The following is a 14,772-nucleotide window of genomic DNA, read 5'->3' on the forward strand; positions in this document are numbered from 1 at the left end:
GCGGTGCGGGAACCCAGGCGACGGTGGTCGGCGTCAGGACGATGTGCTGCGTCCGGGGCGCGGCGGGCGCCTGGGCTGTATGGGCGGCGCGGGCGGTCAGCTCGACGGCGGCCAGGGGCGTCGCGACGGCGGCCAGGGCGCCGATGGACAGGGCCAGGGTCAGGGGACGGGAAGGCAGTCTGCGAGGCGTCTTCATGATGCGGGCGATCCTTCGGGTGAGAGACTTGTGCGATCCGCCCATGCCCAAGGCAGCGGGGCCAAGGGCGGCGGGGGCTTTGAAATCGGAGGCGAGGTCGACCAGGGCGCGGGCGTAGGTCTGGCGATCCACCTGGGCGACGGCGGCGGCGTCGGCGGCGTCCTCGGTGCGAGCCGACAGGGTCGCGTGCAGCGCCCAGACCAGGGGGTTGAACCAGAAGAGGGCGACCGCCAGCCGCGACAGCAGCAGGAACATCCAGTCGCCGCGCCGGATATGAGCCAGTTCGTGGGCGAGGACGGCGGGGGCGGTCTCCGGGCGTTTCAGGCAGTCCTCGCTGATCAGGACCACGCCGGGCGGCAGGCCCCAGCTGAGGGGCGCGTCGATGCGGGGCGAGGCGATCAGCCGGGTGCGCCCCGAGGCGTCCAGACGGCGCAGCGCCTCGGTCCAGAGGCGATGGGTGACGGGACGGCCGTCCCCGGTCCAGCGGCCCAGGGTCCAGACCCCGACGACGAAGCGGCCGGCGACGAGCAGCAGGCCCGCCGAATAGACGAGGGCGACGATCAGGGCCCAGGGCGGGGCGGCCGGCAGGGCGCCGTTGAGGGTCGCGTCGGCGACCGGCTGGAGATCCACCGACCAGGATGCGCCGGGCGCGGCGACGGCGGCCGGAGCCTCGGTCGGCGACAGCCAGGCCAGGGGCAGGTTGGGACCGATCACCAGGAAGGGCGGTAGGGCGAGCAGCAGGCAGACGGCGGCCCGCAACACGGCGGCGCGGTCGGACGCGGAACGGAAGCGGAGAAGGGCGGAAAGGCCCAGGCCCGCGCCGGCGATGACGCCGGACTTGGCCAGAAGTTCGAGCAACAGAACCCAGGTCATGCCTCGTCTCCCCTGTCGTCGACGCCGCCGGCCTCGTCGATGGCGCGGCGCAGGGCGGCGGCTTCCTCGGGTTTGAGCTTGCGGGCCAGGCCCAGCAGGGCGGTGGCGGCCGAGGCGGCGGAGCCGGCGAAGAAGGTGTCGACCATCTTGCGCAGGGCGCTGTCGGCCAGGGCCTCGGAGCGGGGGACGGGGCGATAGGCGACGCCGCCGGTCGCGGGCGCCCGCTCGACCAGGCCCTTGGCTTCCAGTCGGTTCAGCAGGGTGCGGACGGCGGAATCGCTGAGCGGATCGGCCAGGGCGTCGCGCACCGCTGCGGTCGAGCCTTCGCCGAGGCGGCAGAGGATTTCGAACACCTCGCGTTCGCGTCGCGGCAGGGTCTCGATCATGGGGCGGGTCTCGTCGCTACATTTGTAGCGTTACATACGTAGCGAAACGTGGCGCAATTGTGTTCGCTGGCGTGAACTTTTGGACAGCTCGTCCACGGGCCGGTTCGGGTCTGGCGGGCCTGTGAAACGGCGGTCGCCGTTTCAATCCGTTGACGGAAGAGACGTTGTGAAAGCGCCGCCAAGCTGTCGCGCAGGCGCCGTCCATCGGTCGCGGACGGTTCACGAGGCGTCGCTAAAGGGCCCTTGCTCGACGCACGAAGCGCGAGGAGGGGATCCCTAATGATACGTTTTGCATCGGCCGTTTCGCTGGCGGCGCTTTCACTCGCCATGGCCGGGCAGGCTTGGGCCGGCGCCGCCGCGCCCGGAACCGAAGAGCCGGGTCCGGACGCCCTGGCTGTGGCCGGCGCGGTGTCCGACACGCAACTGCCCGACGTGGTGGTGACGGCGACCAAGCGCACCACGAATCTGCAGAAGACGCCGATCGCCATCTCGGTGATGAACAGCGAGGCGCTGGAAGACCGCCATGTGCAGAGCCTGATGGATCTGGCCGACGGCGCCGTTCCGGGCCTGCGTATCGCCACTTTTGAAGCGCGCCAGTCGGCCCTGACCATCGGCATCCGCGGCATCGTGCCGAACGACGCCAACCAGCCCGCCCGCGAACAGGGCGTCGGCGTCTATGTCGACGGCGTCTACCTGGGCCGTCAGCACGGCCTCGGCGCCGCCCTGCTGGACGTTGAACGCATCGAGGTCCTGAAGGGCCCGCAAGGCACCCTGTTCGGCCGCAACACCGAAGGCGGCGCCCTGTCGCTGGTGACCCGCAAGCCCACGGGCGAGTTCGGTATGCGCGCCTCCGCCGGCATCGGCAATCTGAACGCCTACAACAGCCAGCTGCACGTCGACTTCGACGCCATCGGCGACTTCGCCATCAAGATGGACGGCGTGATCTCGGTCCAGGGCCCGGTCACCAAGAACATCCTGCCGGGCGAGGAAGGCTTCGGCGCCTATGACCGTCGCGGCCTGCGCGGCCAGGTGCGCTGGACGCCGACCGCCAACTTCACCGCCAACCTCGCCGCTGATATCGGCAAGGACAAGAACACCCCGTTCTACAGCCAGCTGCTGAACTTCAACCCCAACGGCCTGAGGGTCGTGCCGTGGACCTCGACCAGCATCCCGTCGGGCAGCATCCGCGCCCTGGCGCCGATCGTTCAGGTCAACGGCGACAGCATCATGAAGCGGGCTGACATCGGCACGCCGCAGCAGTGGAGCGTCGACGACACCCGCGGCGTCGACCTGCACCTGTCGTATCAGGCGACCGATAGTCTGGAACTGCGCTCGATCACCGCCTATCGCGAAGTCGACGTGGAGCAGTACGACAACATCGCCGGCGCCCACCGTCCGCCGGTCACCGGCCCGAACGCCAACTTCAGCCGCTATTCGCTGGCCGGTCTGTGGCAGCACCAGTTCAGCCAGGAGTTCCAGGCCGTCGGTTCGCTGGGCGACCGCATCGACTATGTCGGCGGCCTCTACTACTTCAAGGAAACCGCCTCGGATGACGCGGCGACGCCGTCGACCAACCGCTGGAACGCCGACGGCACGGGTTACACCATCCTTGACCCCACCCCGACCATCCGCGGCTTCCGCTCGATCGACCGCCAGAGCCGCGCCGAGTCCGAGTCCAAGGCCGTCTATGGCCAGGCGACCTGGACCCCGGCCGTGCTGAACGACGCCCTGCACGTCACCGCCGGCGGCCGCTTCACCTGGGACGACAAGTCAGGCGTCCTGTCCAAGGTCAACAACGTCGCGACCAACTTCACCTTCCAGGAGAAGAACGAACGCTTCAACCCGATGGTGACCGTGGCCTATGACGTCAGCGACGACGTCAACGTCTACGCCAAATACGCCACGGGCTATCGCGCCGGCGGCGCCAGCTCGCGCTCGCTGACCTATCGTTCGTTCGGCCCGGAAGACATCAAGTCCTACGAACTGGGTCTGAAGAGCGACTGGCTGGATCGTCGCCTGCGCCTGAACGCCGCCGCCTTCTATTCGGAGCGCGAGGACAGCCAGATCGACTTCAGCCTGGTGACCGTGATCGGCGCCTCGACGCGCAACACGCTGGAAACGATCAACGCGCCCGGCACGACCAAGATCAAGGGCGTGGAGTTGGAGGCCATGGCCCAGGTCACGGACGGCCTGACCCTGTCGGCCTCCTACGCCTACACGGACGCCCAGGTGCCGCCGACGCGCAACCCGTTCAGCGGCGTGGTCCAGCAGGTCTTCATCGCCTTCACGCCTGAGAACGCCTTCAACCTCGCGGCCGACTATACGGCGCCGATGTTCGGGGCGACCTTCAAGGCCCACGTCGACGCCAACTACGCCGACGCGACCCAGGCCTTCGACCAGTTCGAGCTGAAGAACGACTCCTCCTTCATCGTCAACGGCCGCCTGGCCCTGGCGGACATCGCCACCCGTCCGGGTGGTCCGCTGATCGAGGTGTCCCTGTGGTCGCGCAACCTGCTGAACGAGCAGTATGTCTATCGTCGCGATCCGTCGAACCGGGCGACGATCGGCGACTACGGCAACTTCAACACGCCGCGCACCTTCGGTCTGGAAATCGGGCTGAAGTACTGATCAGCGGCTTCGGCCAGGCATGGACCCCGCAGCTTCGGCTGCGGGGTTTTTGCGTTTGGGGTCAGTGGGCGGCGGCAGGGGCCTGCGACGCCTTCCAGACTTCGAGGTAGTCCAGTCGGCGCAGCACCTTGGAGCCGGGGTCCAGCAGGATGTGGGCGGTCGCCGGGGCGGTGAAGCTCGCGCGGCCGTCGGTCATGGCCAGGGTGCGCAGGCGGCCGTCCACCTCGACCTCGACCGGCAGGGGGAAGGGGAGGGCGGCGCCGGTCTTCCATTCGAGCGTCATGCGCTCGCCGTCGCGGGTCATGACCAGATCGGGCAGGGCGGCCTGATAGAGGTAGGCGTCGAAGAACCAGTTCAGGTCGCGGCCCGTCACGGCGTTGACGATGGCGATGAACTCGGGCGTCGTGGCGTAGCGCGGCTGGAAATTGCCCGGCCGGGGATCGGGGCGGCCGTACACCAGCCGACGCAGGCTCTCGTAGAAGGCGTCGTCGCCGATGTAGAGGCGCAGGGTGTGGGCGTCCGGCGTGGTGGACCAGACGAAGCCGCCGTCCCAGGGGGCGCGCTGGGCCTGATGCGGGCGCCCGGCATAGGCGATGCGGATGGAGGCCGTCCGGCCCGCCGCCAGGGGGCGCGGCAGGGGGATGGTCAGCCGCCCCTCAGGGTTGGACCAGCCGGCGATCGTCTGGCCGTCCACAGCGATGGCGGCGATGGCGAACAGGGTGTCCAGTTCGACCACGACGGCGGCGGCAGGGGCCGTGGCGGTGAAGTCGAGGATGGCGACGCCCTCGATCGACTGGGTCTCGGGCAGCAGCTTGAACGACAGGTCCGCCTTGTCGAAGCGCAGGGCCAGCTGTTCCGGCGTGCGCGGCGTGCCGCTGGACAGGGTGAAGGGCGTCGAATCGCGGACGGGGGCCGCTTCCTGCGCCAAAGCAGGGGCGCTGAGCAGGGCGGTGGTCAGGCAGAGGGCGGCGGTCAGGCGCAAGGCGGCGGCTCCGGCAAGGACGAGCCGTGAGCCTAGCCGTGGTCGGCAAGCGAGCAAAGAAAAAGGCCGGTGTTTCCACCGGCCTCTTCAAATCTTGTCAGACGGCGCTGATTAAGCGGCGGTCTGCTCAGCCAGCTTGGCCTTGACCTGACGCTTGATGCGCAGGGCGGCGGTCGACAGCTTTTCGTCGCGCGCCTTGACGATGAAGACGTCCAGGCCGCCCTTGTAGTCCAGGGTGCGCAGCGCAGCGTTCGAGATGCGCAGCGAGAAGGTTTGGCCCAGCGACTCGGAAGCCACCTTGACCGTCTTCAGCGACGGCAGGAAGCGGCGCTTGGTCTTGATGTTCGAGTGGCTCACATTGTGGCCGACCATCGGGCCGATACCCGTGAGTTCGCAACGACGCGACATCTTAAGATCCTCAAGGTCACATCCGCGAGACGTGTGCGGACGCATGAAACAGGTGCACGCAGCGGGCGGACCCCTGCGAGAGAGGGGGCCGTATAGAGGAATGACTCGGAGGCCGTCAAGGCTGGAGTCGAGTCAGGCCGGGGATCGGGGCCAGGGATCGGGGCCGGGGATCGGCTTCATTCAGCGGTCGTTCAACGACCTGCTATATAGAAGATCGCATGAAGACCCATTGGAAGCTGTCGCCCATGAAGACGCCGCCTGTTTCATTCGCCCGCGCCCTGGCCCGCGCTGGGGCTCTGGCCGCCCCCGTCGTCGCGGGCGCCGTCATGCTGGCCGCGCCGGCCGCGGCCCCCCAGGCCCAGACCAGCGAACAACCGGTCCTGCCCGGCTATTGGGAATACACCACCAGCGCCGTGGGCCAGCGGGACACCGAGCAGAAATGCGTGCGGCCCAGCGAAATCAACCGCTTCTTCGGCGGCCTGTCGACCAACCGCTGGAAATGCACCTATCCGACCCGCGTGGTCGGCGGCGGCCGGGCCCGCTTCGAGGGCACCTGCCAGGACAAGAAGGGCCGTCGCGTCAACGTGCGGCTGAACGGCACCTATCAGACCGAAAGCTTCCGCTTCAACGGCGGGGCCCAGTTGATACGCGGCACCCCCTACATCCCCGCCAGCATCACCGCCCGACGCCTCAGCGCCCAGTGTCCGGCGAACGCGGAGTATTTCTGAGGCGCAAGGGGCGTCGTAGCCAGAGCTCCGCGACGATGAGGTTGGGAACCCAGGCCAGGAATGAGATGGCGCGGTACCAGGGCAGGAAGGCCAGATCCAGGATCATGACCAGCGGCAGGTAGAGCCGCAGGGTGACGGCGGCCAGGGTCAGCGCCCAGGAGCGGATCATCCAGCGGCGGTGCTCGGCGAAGCGGCCTTGCATGGCCGCGCGCCAGCCGAGCAGGGTCACGGCGATCCAGAGGACGGCCAGGCTGCCGAAGCCCGCCGAGGCGATCGGGCCTGCATGGGAGCCGGGCGCCAGGATCAGACCCGCCAGGCCGCCGATCAGGCATCCCGCGACATAGACCCGTCCAACCCAGCGATGCGGCGGGCTCGAGCCCCGGCGCAGGACGGGCAGGAACTGCAGCGCGCCCAGCGCCAGGGCGGTGACGGCGCCCGCGACATGGATGAAGAGCCAGGGCACCCCAAGCGGGTTGCCTAGCGCCTGGGCGGGCGTCTGCGGCGGGTGCAGCAGGTAGCGGGCGGAATAGGCGGCGATCCCCAGGCAGAGGATGACGAGCAGCGTCCAGGCGATGCGGAAGCGCCAGGATGTGGGGCTGGTCGAAAGCGGGGCGGTGGTCATGCTGCGGTCCTCGTTGGCGGTTTCGCCGAACGCCATTGCCGGGCGGGCGGCCGCTCGCTAGGCCTAGCTTCGCGAGCGGCGCCAGGGATGCGCGAACGGGGCGGCATGAGCGGAATGGCGACAAGGGCGGGGGCATCAGCCATTGCGCGGCGGTGGGGCGTCGACCTGGCCGTGCTGGTCGCGATCGGCCTGCTGATGGGGTTTCTGGGGCCGTTCGGCTCGGACCGCATCCCTGATGCGGAACGCTACATCTATTGGATGATCTGCATGGTCGGAGGCGGTCTGATCGGGATCGCGGCCGATGAACTGCTGAGCCGGCGCGTGACCGCGGCCTGGCGGCGCGTGGCGGTCGTTTCGGTGTTCATGACGCCGGCGGTGTCGCTGCTGGTGATGAGCACCGAGCACCTTCTCATGGGCGGGCGGCTCGACTGGCAGGGCTTCATGCATCTGCTTTGGCAGGTATGGCCCATCCTGCTGGCGGTGATGGCGGTGCGGGCTCTGGTCTGGCGTCGTTCGCCTGCGCGGGTCGAGACGCGCACCATCATCGCCCCGCCGCTTCCCGAGGCCGAGGCGGCGTTCAGGCGCAGGCTTTCGGCCAAGCGTCGCGGCGCGCGGCTGATCGCGATTGAGGCGTACGACCACTATCTGAAGGTCCACACTGACGCGGGCGAAGAGTTGATCACCCTGCGTTTCGACGACGCCCTGGAAGACCTGGCGGGGGCTCACGGCTGGCGTGTCCACCGCTCATGGTGGGTGGCGGCCGATGCGGTCGAGGACGTGCGCTGGCGGCGGGGCGCGGGCGAGATACGCCTGGTCGGCGGCCTGACGGCGCCGGTGAGCCGGACCTATGGCCCCGTGCTGAAAGAGGCGGGCTGGTTCTAGGGCGCGCCGCCCATAGAAAAAGGCCCGGCGTTTCCGCCGGGCCTTTGTCGTATCAGTCTGTCGCCGTGGATCAGGCGGCTTCGGCCTCGGCCTCGGCGGCGGCCAGTTCGGCGGCGGTCGGGACCGGCTTCTTGGCGCTCAACGACTTGCCGAGCAGGGCGACGGCGGCGTCCTTGTCGATCTTGTTGGCGGCGGCGACTTCGCGGGCCATGCGGTCCAGGGCCGATTCATAGAGCTGGCGCTCCGAATAGGACTGTTCCGGCTGGGTGTCGGCGCGGTGCAGGTCGCGGACCACTTCGGCGATCGAGATCAGGTCGCCCGAGTTGATCTTGGCTTCGTATTCCTGGGCGCGACGCGACCACATGGTGCGCTTGACGCGAGCGCGACCCTTGAGGGTCGTCAGGGCCTTGGTGACGGTGTCGTCGGCGGCCAGGGTGCGAAGGCCGGCGGTCTTGGCCTTCTTGGTCGGGACGCGCAGGGTCATCTTTTCGTGGTCGAAGGTCACGACATAGACTTCCAGCGACATGCCGGCGACTTCCTGAGTCTCGATCGCGGCCACCTTGCCGACGCCATGGGCGGGATAGACCACCGCATCGCCAACCTTGAATTCCAGACCGGTCTTGCTCGTCATGTCATTCCTTTCCCGGAACAGGGGCCAGGCGAGACGCGTACGCGACTGATAGATGAAACGACCCCGCCGCCGGAAACCGAAGCTCCCGCCGGTGGGATGGACAGATCACAGATCAGAAACGAAAGCGGATCACCGAACCTCTGGCCGACCCCGTCTCGACGGCGGGGTTCTGTCGCAAACGCGGGCGGCGCGCATGGCTGCGGAACCGCCCGTTTCGAATAGGCAGGAACCTATCATAAAATTAGGAAATCTCAAAACATCCACAGGACGACTGAGTGGTTCCGGCACTTTGTGACCGGATTGTGGCGAGACCTTAGGAGCCCTTGCCGGGTTTCGTGCTGAAGTATTTCTCGAACTTGCCGGTTTCGCGCTCATACTGCTCGCGGTCGGCGGGGGGGGTGCCCTTGACCGTGATGTTGGGCCAGACCTTGGCGTATTCGGCGTTGACCTGCAGCCATTTGCCGTCCGGCTCGTCCTCGGTGTCGGGGACGATGGCGTCGACGGGGCATTCCGGTTCGCAGACGCCGCAGTCGATGCATTCGTCCGGCGCGATGACCAGGAAATTCTCGCCCTCGTAGAAGCAGTCCACCGGACAGACCTCGACACAGTCCATGAACTTACATTTCACGCAGGCGTCGGTGACGATGTAGGTCATGGCGGGCGGGGACTAGCCTGTTCAGGGACGGGAGGGTCGAGGGCAGGGGAAATGACCCCGCCGGGCTCAACTGTCAACCAAGGGCGCTGTCGCAAGGGCGCGGGAAGCTTGACGGGGTTGGGATGGGTCTGCATCCATTGCGATTACAGATCACCGTTCAGAAGGAGGTTCGCTCCATGCGTTTCGTCACCCGTTCCGCAGTCGTCCGCATCGGCGCCGGGGCCCTGGCCCTCAGCCTTCTGGCCGGAGGCGCCGTCGTCGCCCAGGCGGCCCTGACCAAGGTTCCGTCCGAGGTCCAAGCCGGCGATTACAAGCTGGATCCCGCCCACGGCAAGATCACCTGGTCGGTCGATCACCTGGGCTTCTCGACCTACACGGGCCAGTTCGTGAATGTTCAGGCCGAGCTGAAGCTGGACCCGGCCAATCCGTCGGCCAGCACCCTGACGGCGACGATTCCGCTGACCGAGGTGGATTCCAACTCGGACGGGCTGAACCGCCACCTGCAGACGCCGGACTTCTTCGACACCGCCAACCACCCGGTCGCCACCTTCCGCTCGGTCCACATCATGCTGGACCCGGCCAAGCCGAACGAGGCCATGGTGCACGGCGAACTGACCCTGCGCGGCGTGACCAAGCCGGTGACGATGGAGGTCGAGTTCAACCAGGCCGGCCAGACGCGCGGCGGCTACAAGGCTGGCTTCGACGGCGAGGCCACCATCAAGCGCTCGGAGTTCGGCATCAACTTCGCCCTGCCCGCCCTGGGCGACGAGGTGGAGCTGCATATCGAAGGCGAGTTCGTGAAGCAGGGCTGAGTTTTCCTCCCCATGGAATGGGGAGGAGAGATCAGGCTGTCGGCGCGTCGAGCGCCGCGTAAAGGGCGCGGGCTTCCTCGGGAGGGCCGCGCCTTTCGCCTAGATGGAGCACGCGCACGGCGATCAGCCGCCCTCCTTGCGCGAACAGGAGGTCGTCGCCGGGGTGGACGCTGCGGCTGGGCTTGTCGAGTCGGGTCTGGACGCCGTGGTGGGTCAGCCGGATGGCGCCGCGCTCGACCATGTCGGCGGCGTCGCCGCGGGACCGAGCGAAACGGGCGCGCCACAGCCAGACATCGACGCGGCAGCTGGAAATCACGCGACGGCCCCCTTGCGCCTGGGGCGGCGTTTGCGGCGCGGGGGCGCGGGCGGTTGGGTCAGCTGGGCCAGGGCGGCGAAGGGCGAATCCTTGGGCGGCGGCGCGGGCTGGCCAGGACGCGGGGCCTTGTCGGCGCGGGGCAGGCGCAGGGCGATCTGGATCGCCTTGGCCTGTTCGGCGGTCCAGCCCAGTTCGGCCAGGGCCTCCTCCGAAAGCGGCGCCTTGCCCGCCGCGCGCGACAGCTCGGCGAAGCGTTCCAGCGTCTCGACGGGCGCGGTCCATGATCCGACGGCGCGACGCCCGAAGGCCGCCAGAGCACGGGGAGATGGCGCGCGCGGCGACGGGGCGGGCGGGGGCAGGAGGGCCTCGCCGCCGGGGCGGAAGGGCTCGGTGACGAAGGCCTGGGCCAGCAGCCGGGCGCGGGGCTTCAGCGCGCCGGGCAGCCAGACGGAATGGGCGCCGATGCGGATGGCGAAGGTCTTGACCGTGCGCCGCTCGTGCTGGCTCAGGGCCGCCAGGTCGCGTTCGACCTCGCCGCGGGGGATGACGCCGCCCGCCTCGATCAGGCGAAACGCCAGGCCGCGCGGCAGGCCGGTCAGGGCGCCGCTATCGACCGCCTGACGCAGGCGGCGCAACTCACGAAGCGCGCGGCCCGCCTCCGACGCCAGCCAGGCCTCGATGCGGCGTTGGGCCCGCTCGCGCGCCGGGACCGGGCCGAGGTCGCCCAGCAGCCGCACGCGCGGGGCGAAGGGATCGTTGTTGAGGATGCGGGCCGTCAAAGCGCCCTTCCACAGGACGTCGCCGCCGCCCGAACGCGGATTGGGAATGACGCTGAAGGCCTCGTCCGCCTCGGCGGCCAGCCTGCCCAGACGCCGGGCGATCTCCGGCCCCACGGCGCGGGTCGCGGCCTGACGCAGCGCCCGGTCGGCCAGGGCCGAGCCGCCTGCATCGGGGGTGAAATGGACCCCCTCCAGATGGCCGACCACCTCGCCCTCGACCGTGACCTCGCCGTCGTCGGCCACGCCCGCCAGGGTGTCGGAGCGCACGTTCAGCGCCCGCATCAGGGCGGTGGTGCGGCGGTCCACAAAGCGGGCCGTCAGCCGTTCGTGCAGGACGTCGGACAGCCGCTCTTCCAGCGCCTTGGTCTGGTCGCGCCAGCCCTGGGCCTGATCCATCCAGTCGGGGCGGTTGGCGATGTAGGCCAGGGTCCGCACCCCGGCGAGGCGCGCCGACAGCTGGTCGATCTGGCCGTCGTCGCGGTCCAGGTCGTTGAAGCGCGGGGCCACCCAGTCCTCGGTCAGACGGCCGCGGCGGCTGGTCAGGGCGGTGAAGATCTCCTTCGACAGCCGGGCGTGCTCGTCCAGCGTGGTCTTCTGGAAATCCGGCAGCTGGCAGGTCTCCCACAGCCGCATCAGGGCGCCGCGCGAGCGGGCGATCTTCTTGATGTCGTCGTCCGCCGCGAAGCGCCGCAGCAGGGTCTCGTCCAGGGCCTGGGCCGTCAGCCGCAGGCCGAAGCGTTCGGGCGATACGGTCAACGAGCGCAGCAGGTCGGGCAGGGTGTCGAAGTCCAACCGCCCGTGACGCCACTCGGCCGCCTCGACCGGATCGAAACGGTGGCTGATCACCTGTTCGAGGATGTCCTCGTCCAGTTCCTCGGCTTCGCCCGTGACGCCAAAGGTGCCGTCGCGCAGGTGGCGTCCGGCGCGGCCGGCGATCTGGCCGATCTCGGCGGCGTGCAGCCAGCGGGTGCGCCGGCCGTCGAACTTCCTCAACCCCGCGAAGGCGACATGGTCGACGTCCATGTTCAGCCCCATGCCGATGGCGTCGGTGGCGACCAGGAAGTCCACCTCGCCCGACTGGAACAGCTCGACCTGGGCGTTGCGGGTGCGAGGGCTGAGCGAGCCCATGACCACGGCGGCCCCGCCCCTCTGGCGGCGCAGCAGCTCGGCGATGGCGTAAACCTGCTCGGTCGAGAAGGCGACGACGGCGCTGCGGCGGGGCAGGCGGGTCAGCTTCTTCGATCCGGCGTAGGACAGGGTGGACAGGCGCTCGCGGGTGATGATTTCCGCGTCGGGCACCAGGGCGCGGATCAGCGGGGCCATGGTCCCGGCGCCCAGGAACATGGTCTCGAACCGGCCGCGCGCGTGCAGCAGGCGCTGGGTGAAGACGTGGCCGCGTTCCGGGTCGGCGACCAGCTGGATTTCATCGACGGCCAGGAACTCGACCTGACGCTCCAGCGGCATGGCCTCGACGGTGCAGACGAAATAGGCCGGGCGCGGCGGGACGATCTTTTCCTCGCCGGTGATCAGGGCGACGGCGGCGGCCCCGCGCTGCTTGACGATCCGCTCATAGATCTCGCGCGCCAGCAGACGCAGCGGCAGACCGATCATGCCCGAGGCGTGACCCAGCATCCGCTCGACCGCCAGATGGGTCTTGCCGGTGTTGGTGGGCCCCAGGATCGCCGTGACGCGCGATGGGGCCAGACCTGCGGAACGATCACTCATATCGGGTTCAAGGTGGAGAAGCGCCTCGGGTTTCTCAAGCGAAACCGCAGGGCGGCGCCAAGAATGAACAGAAGCTTTCCGGCGCCTGGAACGGCCGCGAAACGAATCATGACCGAATCAGCGACACGGCCCGATTCCGACTTTGTTCTCCACAACATATTGTAGCTTAACGGGGATTAATCGCTAGGAGTTTCTTGCCGGGCGCCAAATCGGCGGCCTCCGTCTTTCCCTCGCGCCCGCGACCCGCTAGGGACGAACCGAGACGGCCCCGTAGCTCAGCCGCATAGAGCAAGGCTTTCCTAAAGCCGAGGTCGCAGGTTGGAGTCCTGCCGGGGTCGCCATAGGTTTTCTGTTTTTATTTCAGTGTGTTGATTGCAGGTTCATGTTCTGCGGCGGCTCGCTTGCCGTCAAACTGACATTGAACTTCGCCGTTTTCGTCACGCGCGGCTCCTATAGCGACGCTCCGGCGGGGAGCGTTGCGGTGATCGGTCACGAACAGGAGGTGGGGCGGACGCTGGCGGCGCAGAACCGGACCCTGCTGGCCTATATCCGGCGACGGTCGGCGACGACGGGGGACGCCGAGGACGTGGCGCAGGAGGCGATCGTGCGCGTCCTGACGCGGGCCCGCGAGACCCTGATCCTCGACCCCCTGTCCTACGCCATGCGCGCGGCGCGCAACATCCTGGTCGATCGGGCCCGACGGACCGCCAATGTGCCGATCGAGGACCTGGAGGAGGCCGAGCTTCCCGTCGATAGCGGGGCGACGCCGCTGGAGGCGCTGGACATGAGCGAGCGGTTGAAGCTGTGCCAGAAGGCGCTGGAGGCCATGCCGCCCTTGCGGCGCGAGGTCTTCGTGCGGCGCCGGGCGGGCGAGGAGTCCTATGAGGCGATCGCGCGTGATCTGAGGCTGTCGGTCGAGGCGGTGCAGAAACACTACAGCCGGGCGGCCCAGACGCTGCGCCGGACGGCGGAGGGCCGCCATGCCGACTAGATCCGTGAACCCGAAGGACGACCGCGAGGCCGCGCTGTGGGCCGACGCGCAGCGCGACGCGGCCTGGTCGCCTCAGCAGCAGGCGGCGCTGGAGCAGTGGTTGGAAGGACGACCCGATCGGGCGGACCTGCTGCGGCGGCACGAGGCGCTGATCGACGACGCCGCCGTGATCTGGGCGACGCAGCGCATGACGCGGACGCAGCCTGCACGGCGAGGGCTCAGCTTGCGGCCGCGCGGGGCGGTGGTCGGCGCGGGGCTGGCGGCGGCCGTCGGGGCGGCGGTCCTGGTTGGCGTCGTCCTGACGCCACGCGGGGATCTGATCGTGGGAAGCCGGGGCGTCCCGCAGCCGATCGCCCTGGCGGACGGGTCCGCGGTGCGTCTGAACGGGCAGAGCCAGGTGCGGGTGGATCTGGGCGAACACGAGCGGCGTCTGCGCCTGAAGGGCGAAGGCTTCTTCGAGGTGGCGCCCGACAAGAGCCGGCCCTTCTCGGTCGAGGTCGACAGGGTGCGCGTCATCGCCGTGGGCACCCGTTTCAACGTCGATCAGCGCAAGACGCCCGACGGCGCGGTGGTCGAGGTCGTGGTGTTCGAGGGGATCGTGAAGGTCGTTTCGGGCCGGGGGATGTCGACGCGCGTCCATGCGGGCGAACGGGCGACCGTATCCGGCGGCGTGGTGCAGCGCGCGGCCCTGATCCGGCCCGAGGCCGAGACCGATGTGCCGTCCTGGGCCAAGGGCTGGCTGGAGTTCAACGAGGCGAGCCTGGCCAGCGTGGTCGAGGATCTGGAACGCGCGACCGGGATCAAGGTCGAACTGGCTGACCCGGCCGTGGGGCGCGCTCTGGTCAGCGGCCGTTTCGCCTATGACCAGCCGGAGAACGCCCTGGCGGCGATGGTGGGGGTTCACGGCTTCAAAATGACTCGTCTGGGTCCGGATCGGTTTGAGATTTCCGAAGGTTAGGCGACCGGCGGAGCAAGTTTTCATGACAGGTGTCAGGAAGGCCGGAGCCGCCGTCTAACCCCGTAACGATCAGGTTCGATCGCAGGGGATTTATCGAATGCGTATCCATAAGACCGGCCTTCTCACGGCGGCCGCCGTCGCCGTGCTGGCCTCCGCCGCCGCGCCCGCCCACGCCTGGCAGGCGACGCCCGGCGCCGAGG

General features: G+C 68.8%; 15 protein-coding genes and 1 tRNA gene. 7 read left to right on the forward strand and 9 right to left on the reverse strand.

The window, feature by feature from the left end:
- Window positions 1–1,069: M56 family metallopeptidase (locus ACREEF_RS13905; RefSeq protein WP_431566168.1), on the reverse strand; the 1,069-nt coding region annotated here is incomplete at its 3' end.
- Window positions 1,066–1,455 carry a BlaI/MecI/CopY family transcriptional regulator gene (locus ACREEF_RS13910; RefSeq protein WP_431566169.1) on the reverse strand — a complete coding sequence of 130 codons (390 nt, stop codon included), beginning with the start codon at window positions 1,453–1,455 and terminating at the stop codon, window positions 1,066–1,068. The genes ACREEF_RS13910 and ACREEF_RS13905, both read right to left, overlap by 4 nt.
- Before the next feature lie 279 nt (window positions 1,456–1,734).
- Here ACREEF_RS13910 and ACREEF_RS13915 point away from each other — a divergent pair, with 279 nt between their 5' ends.
- Window positions 1,735–4,083 carry a TonB-dependent receptor gene (locus tag ACREEF_RS13915; RefSeq protein WP_431566170.1) on the forward strand — a complete coding sequence of 783 codons (2,349 nt, stop codon included), beginning with the start codon at window positions 1,735–1,737 and terminating at the stop codon, window positions 4,081–4,083.
- A 61-nt stretch (window positions 4,084–4,144) separates the two neighbouring features.
- Here ACREEF_RS13915 and ACREEF_RS13920 read toward each other — a convergent pair whose 3' ends face one another.
- The gene (locus ACREEF_RS13920; protein WP_431566171.1) at window positions 4,145–5,065 is read right to left on the reverse strand and encodes a hypothetical protein; all 921 of its coding nucleotides are present in this window, start codon (window positions 5,063–5,065) and stop codon (window positions 4,145–4,147) included.
- Between the two features lie 111 nt (window positions 5,066–5,176).
- A complete protein-coding gene (gene rpmB, locus ACREEF_RS13925; protein WP_431566172.1) occupies window positions 5,177–5,473 on the reverse strand; it encodes a 50S ribosomal protein L28 in 297 nt (98 codons plus the stop codon).
- A gap of 218 nt (window positions 5,474–5,691) precedes the next feature.
- On the opposite strand from rpmB, the gene ACREEF_RS13930 reads away from it, so the two are divergent.
- The gene (locus tag ACREEF_RS13930; RefSeq protein ID WP_431566173.1) at window positions 5,692–6,201 is read left to right on the forward strand and encodes a DUF3617 domain-containing protein; all 510 of its coding nucleotides are present in this window, start codon (window positions 5,692–5,694) and stop codon (window positions 6,199–6,201) included.
- On the opposite strand, the gene ACREEF_RS13935 is transcribed toward ACREEF_RS13930, so the two are convergent.
- On the reverse strand, window positions 6,164–6,823 hold the full coding sequence (locus ACREEF_RS13935; protein WP_431566174.1) for a DUF2306 domain-containing protein: 660 nt from the start codon (window positions 6,821–6,823) through the stop codon (window positions 6,164–6,166). The two genes, ACREEF_RS13930 and ACREEF_RS13935, sit on opposite strands and share 38 nt — an antisense overlap.
- A gap of 171 nt (window positions 6,824–6,994) precedes the next feature.
- Between ACREEF_RS13935 and ACREEF_RS13940 the strand changes: the two genes are divergently transcribed.
- Window positions 6,995–7,705 carry a LytTR family DNA-binding domain-containing protein gene (locus tag ACREEF_RS13940; protein ID WP_431566175.1) on the forward strand — a complete coding sequence of 237 codons (711 nt, stop codon included), beginning with the start codon at window positions 6,995–6,997 and terminating at the stop codon, window positions 7,703–7,705.
- A 70-nt stretch (window positions 7,706–7,775) separates the two neighbouring features.
- Here ACREEF_RS13940 and ACREEF_RS13945 read toward each other — a convergent pair whose 3' ends face one another.
- Window positions 7,776–8,336 carry a CarD family transcriptional regulator gene (locus ACREEF_RS13945; RefSeq protein ID WP_184270001.1) on the reverse strand — a complete coding sequence of 187 codons (561 nt, stop codon included), beginning with the start codon at window positions 8,334–8,336 and terminating at the stop codon, window positions 7,776–7,778.
- Between the two features lie 313 nt (window positions 8,337–8,649).
- Window positions 8,650–8,991, reverse strand: coding sequence for a ferredoxin FdxA (gene fdxA / locus ACREEF_RS13950; protein ID WP_184270003.1), 342 nt, complete (start codon window positions 8,989–8,991; stop codon window positions 8,650–8,652).
- 176 nt (window positions 8,992–9,167) lie between these two features.
- On the opposite strand from fdxA, the gene ACREEF_RS13955 reads away from it, so the two are divergent.
- Window positions 9,168–9,803, forward strand: coding sequence for a YceI family protein (locus ACREEF_RS13955; RefSeq protein WP_431566176.1), 636 nt, complete (start codon window positions 9,168–9,170; stop codon window positions 9,801–9,803).
- Between the two features lie 31 nt (window positions 9,804–9,834).
- On the opposite strand, the gene ACREEF_RS13960 is transcribed toward ACREEF_RS13955, so the two are convergent.
- Both ACREEF_RS13960 and ACREEF_RS13965 read right to left on the reverse strand, forming a co-directional pair.
- Window positions 9,835–10,119, reverse strand: a complete 285-nt coding sequence (locus tag ACREEF_RS13960) for an RNA-binding S4 domain-containing protein (RefSeq protein WP_431566177.1) — start codon at window positions 10,117–10,119, stop codon at window positions 9,835–9,837.
- Window positions 10,116–12,623 (reverse strand): helicase-related protein, encoded by a 2,508-nt coding sequence (locus tag ACREEF_RS13965; RefSeq protein ID WP_431566178.1) that lies wholly within the window; start codon window positions 12,621–12,623, stop codon window positions 10,116–10,118. The genes ACREEF_RS13960 and ACREEF_RS13965 overlap by 4 nt, the downstream gene beginning before the upstream one ends.
- A gap of 264 nt (window positions 12,624–12,887) precedes the next feature.
- On the opposite strand from ACREEF_RS13965, the gene ACREEF_RS13970 reads away from it, so the two are divergent.
- The 3 genes from ACREEF_RS13970 to ACREEF_RS13980 all read left to right on the forward strand — a co-directional run bounded on the left by ACREEF_RS13970 (window position 12,888) and on the right by ACREEF_RS13980 (window position 14,572).
- Window positions 12,888–12,964: transfer RNA gene (locus ACREEF_RS13970), tRNA-Arg, on the forward strand.
- A 140-nt stretch (window positions 12,965–13,104) separates the two neighbouring features.
- Complete coding sequence (locus ACREEF_RS13975) at window positions 13,105–13,614, forward strand: RNA polymerase sigma factor (protein WP_431566179.1); 510 nt, start codon at window positions 13,105–13,107, stop codon at window positions 13,612–13,614.
- Window positions 13,604–14,572 (forward strand): FecR family protein, encoded by a 969-nt coding sequence (locus ACREEF_RS13980; protein ID WP_431566180.1) that lies wholly within the window; start codon window positions 13,604–13,606, stop codon window positions 14,570–14,572. The genes ACREEF_RS13975 and ACREEF_RS13980 overlap by 11 nt, the downstream gene beginning before the upstream one ends.
- Window positions 14,573–14,772 lie beyond the last annotated feature (200 nt).

Source organism: Brevundimonas sp. (assembly GCF_050729455.1).
Classification (GTDB): Bacteria; Pseudomonadota; Alphaproteobacteria; order Caulobacterales; family Caulobacteraceae; genus Brevundimonas.

Coding starts and splice junctions, on each gene's coding strand:
- ACREEF_RS13955 (WP_431566176.1), top strand. CDS start 9,168: ATGCGTTTCGTCACCCGTTCCGCAGTCGTCCGCATCGGCGCCGGGGCC.
- fdxA (WP_184270003.1), bottom strand. CDS start 8,991: ATGACCTACATCGTCACCGACGCCTGCGTGAAATGTAAGTTCATGGAC.
- ACREEF_RS13915 (WP_431566170.1), top strand. CDS start 1,735: ATGATACGTTTTGCATCGGCCGTTTCGCTGGCGGCGCTTTCACTCGCC.
- rpmB (WP_431566172.1), bottom strand. CDS start 5,473: ATGTCGCGTCGTTGCGAACTCACGGGTATCGGCCCGATGGTCGGCCAC.
- ACREEF_RS13980 (WP_431566180.1), top strand. CDS start 13,604: ATGCCGACTAGATCCGTGAACCCGAAGGACGACCGCGAGGCCGCGCTG.
- ACREEF_RS13910 (WP_431566169.1), bottom strand. CDS start 1,455: ATGATCGAGACCCTGCCGCGACGCGAACGCGAGGTGTTCGAAATCCTC.
- ACREEF_RS13945 (WP_184270001.1), bottom strand. CDS start 8,336: ATGACGAGCAAGACCGGTCTGGAATTCAAGGTTGGCGATGCGGTGGTC.
- ACREEF_RS13965 (WP_431566178.1), bottom strand. CDS start 12,623: ATGAGTGATCGTTCCGCAGGTCTGGCCCCATCGCGCGTCACGGCGATC.
- ACREEF_RS13930 (WP_431566173.1), top strand. CDS start 5,692: ATGAAGACCCATTGGAAGCTGTCGCCCATGAAGACGCCGCCTGTTTCA.
- ACREEF_RS13935 (WP_431566174.1), bottom strand. CDS start 6,823: ATGACCACCGCCCCGCTTTCGACCAGCCCCACATCCTGGCGCTTCCGC.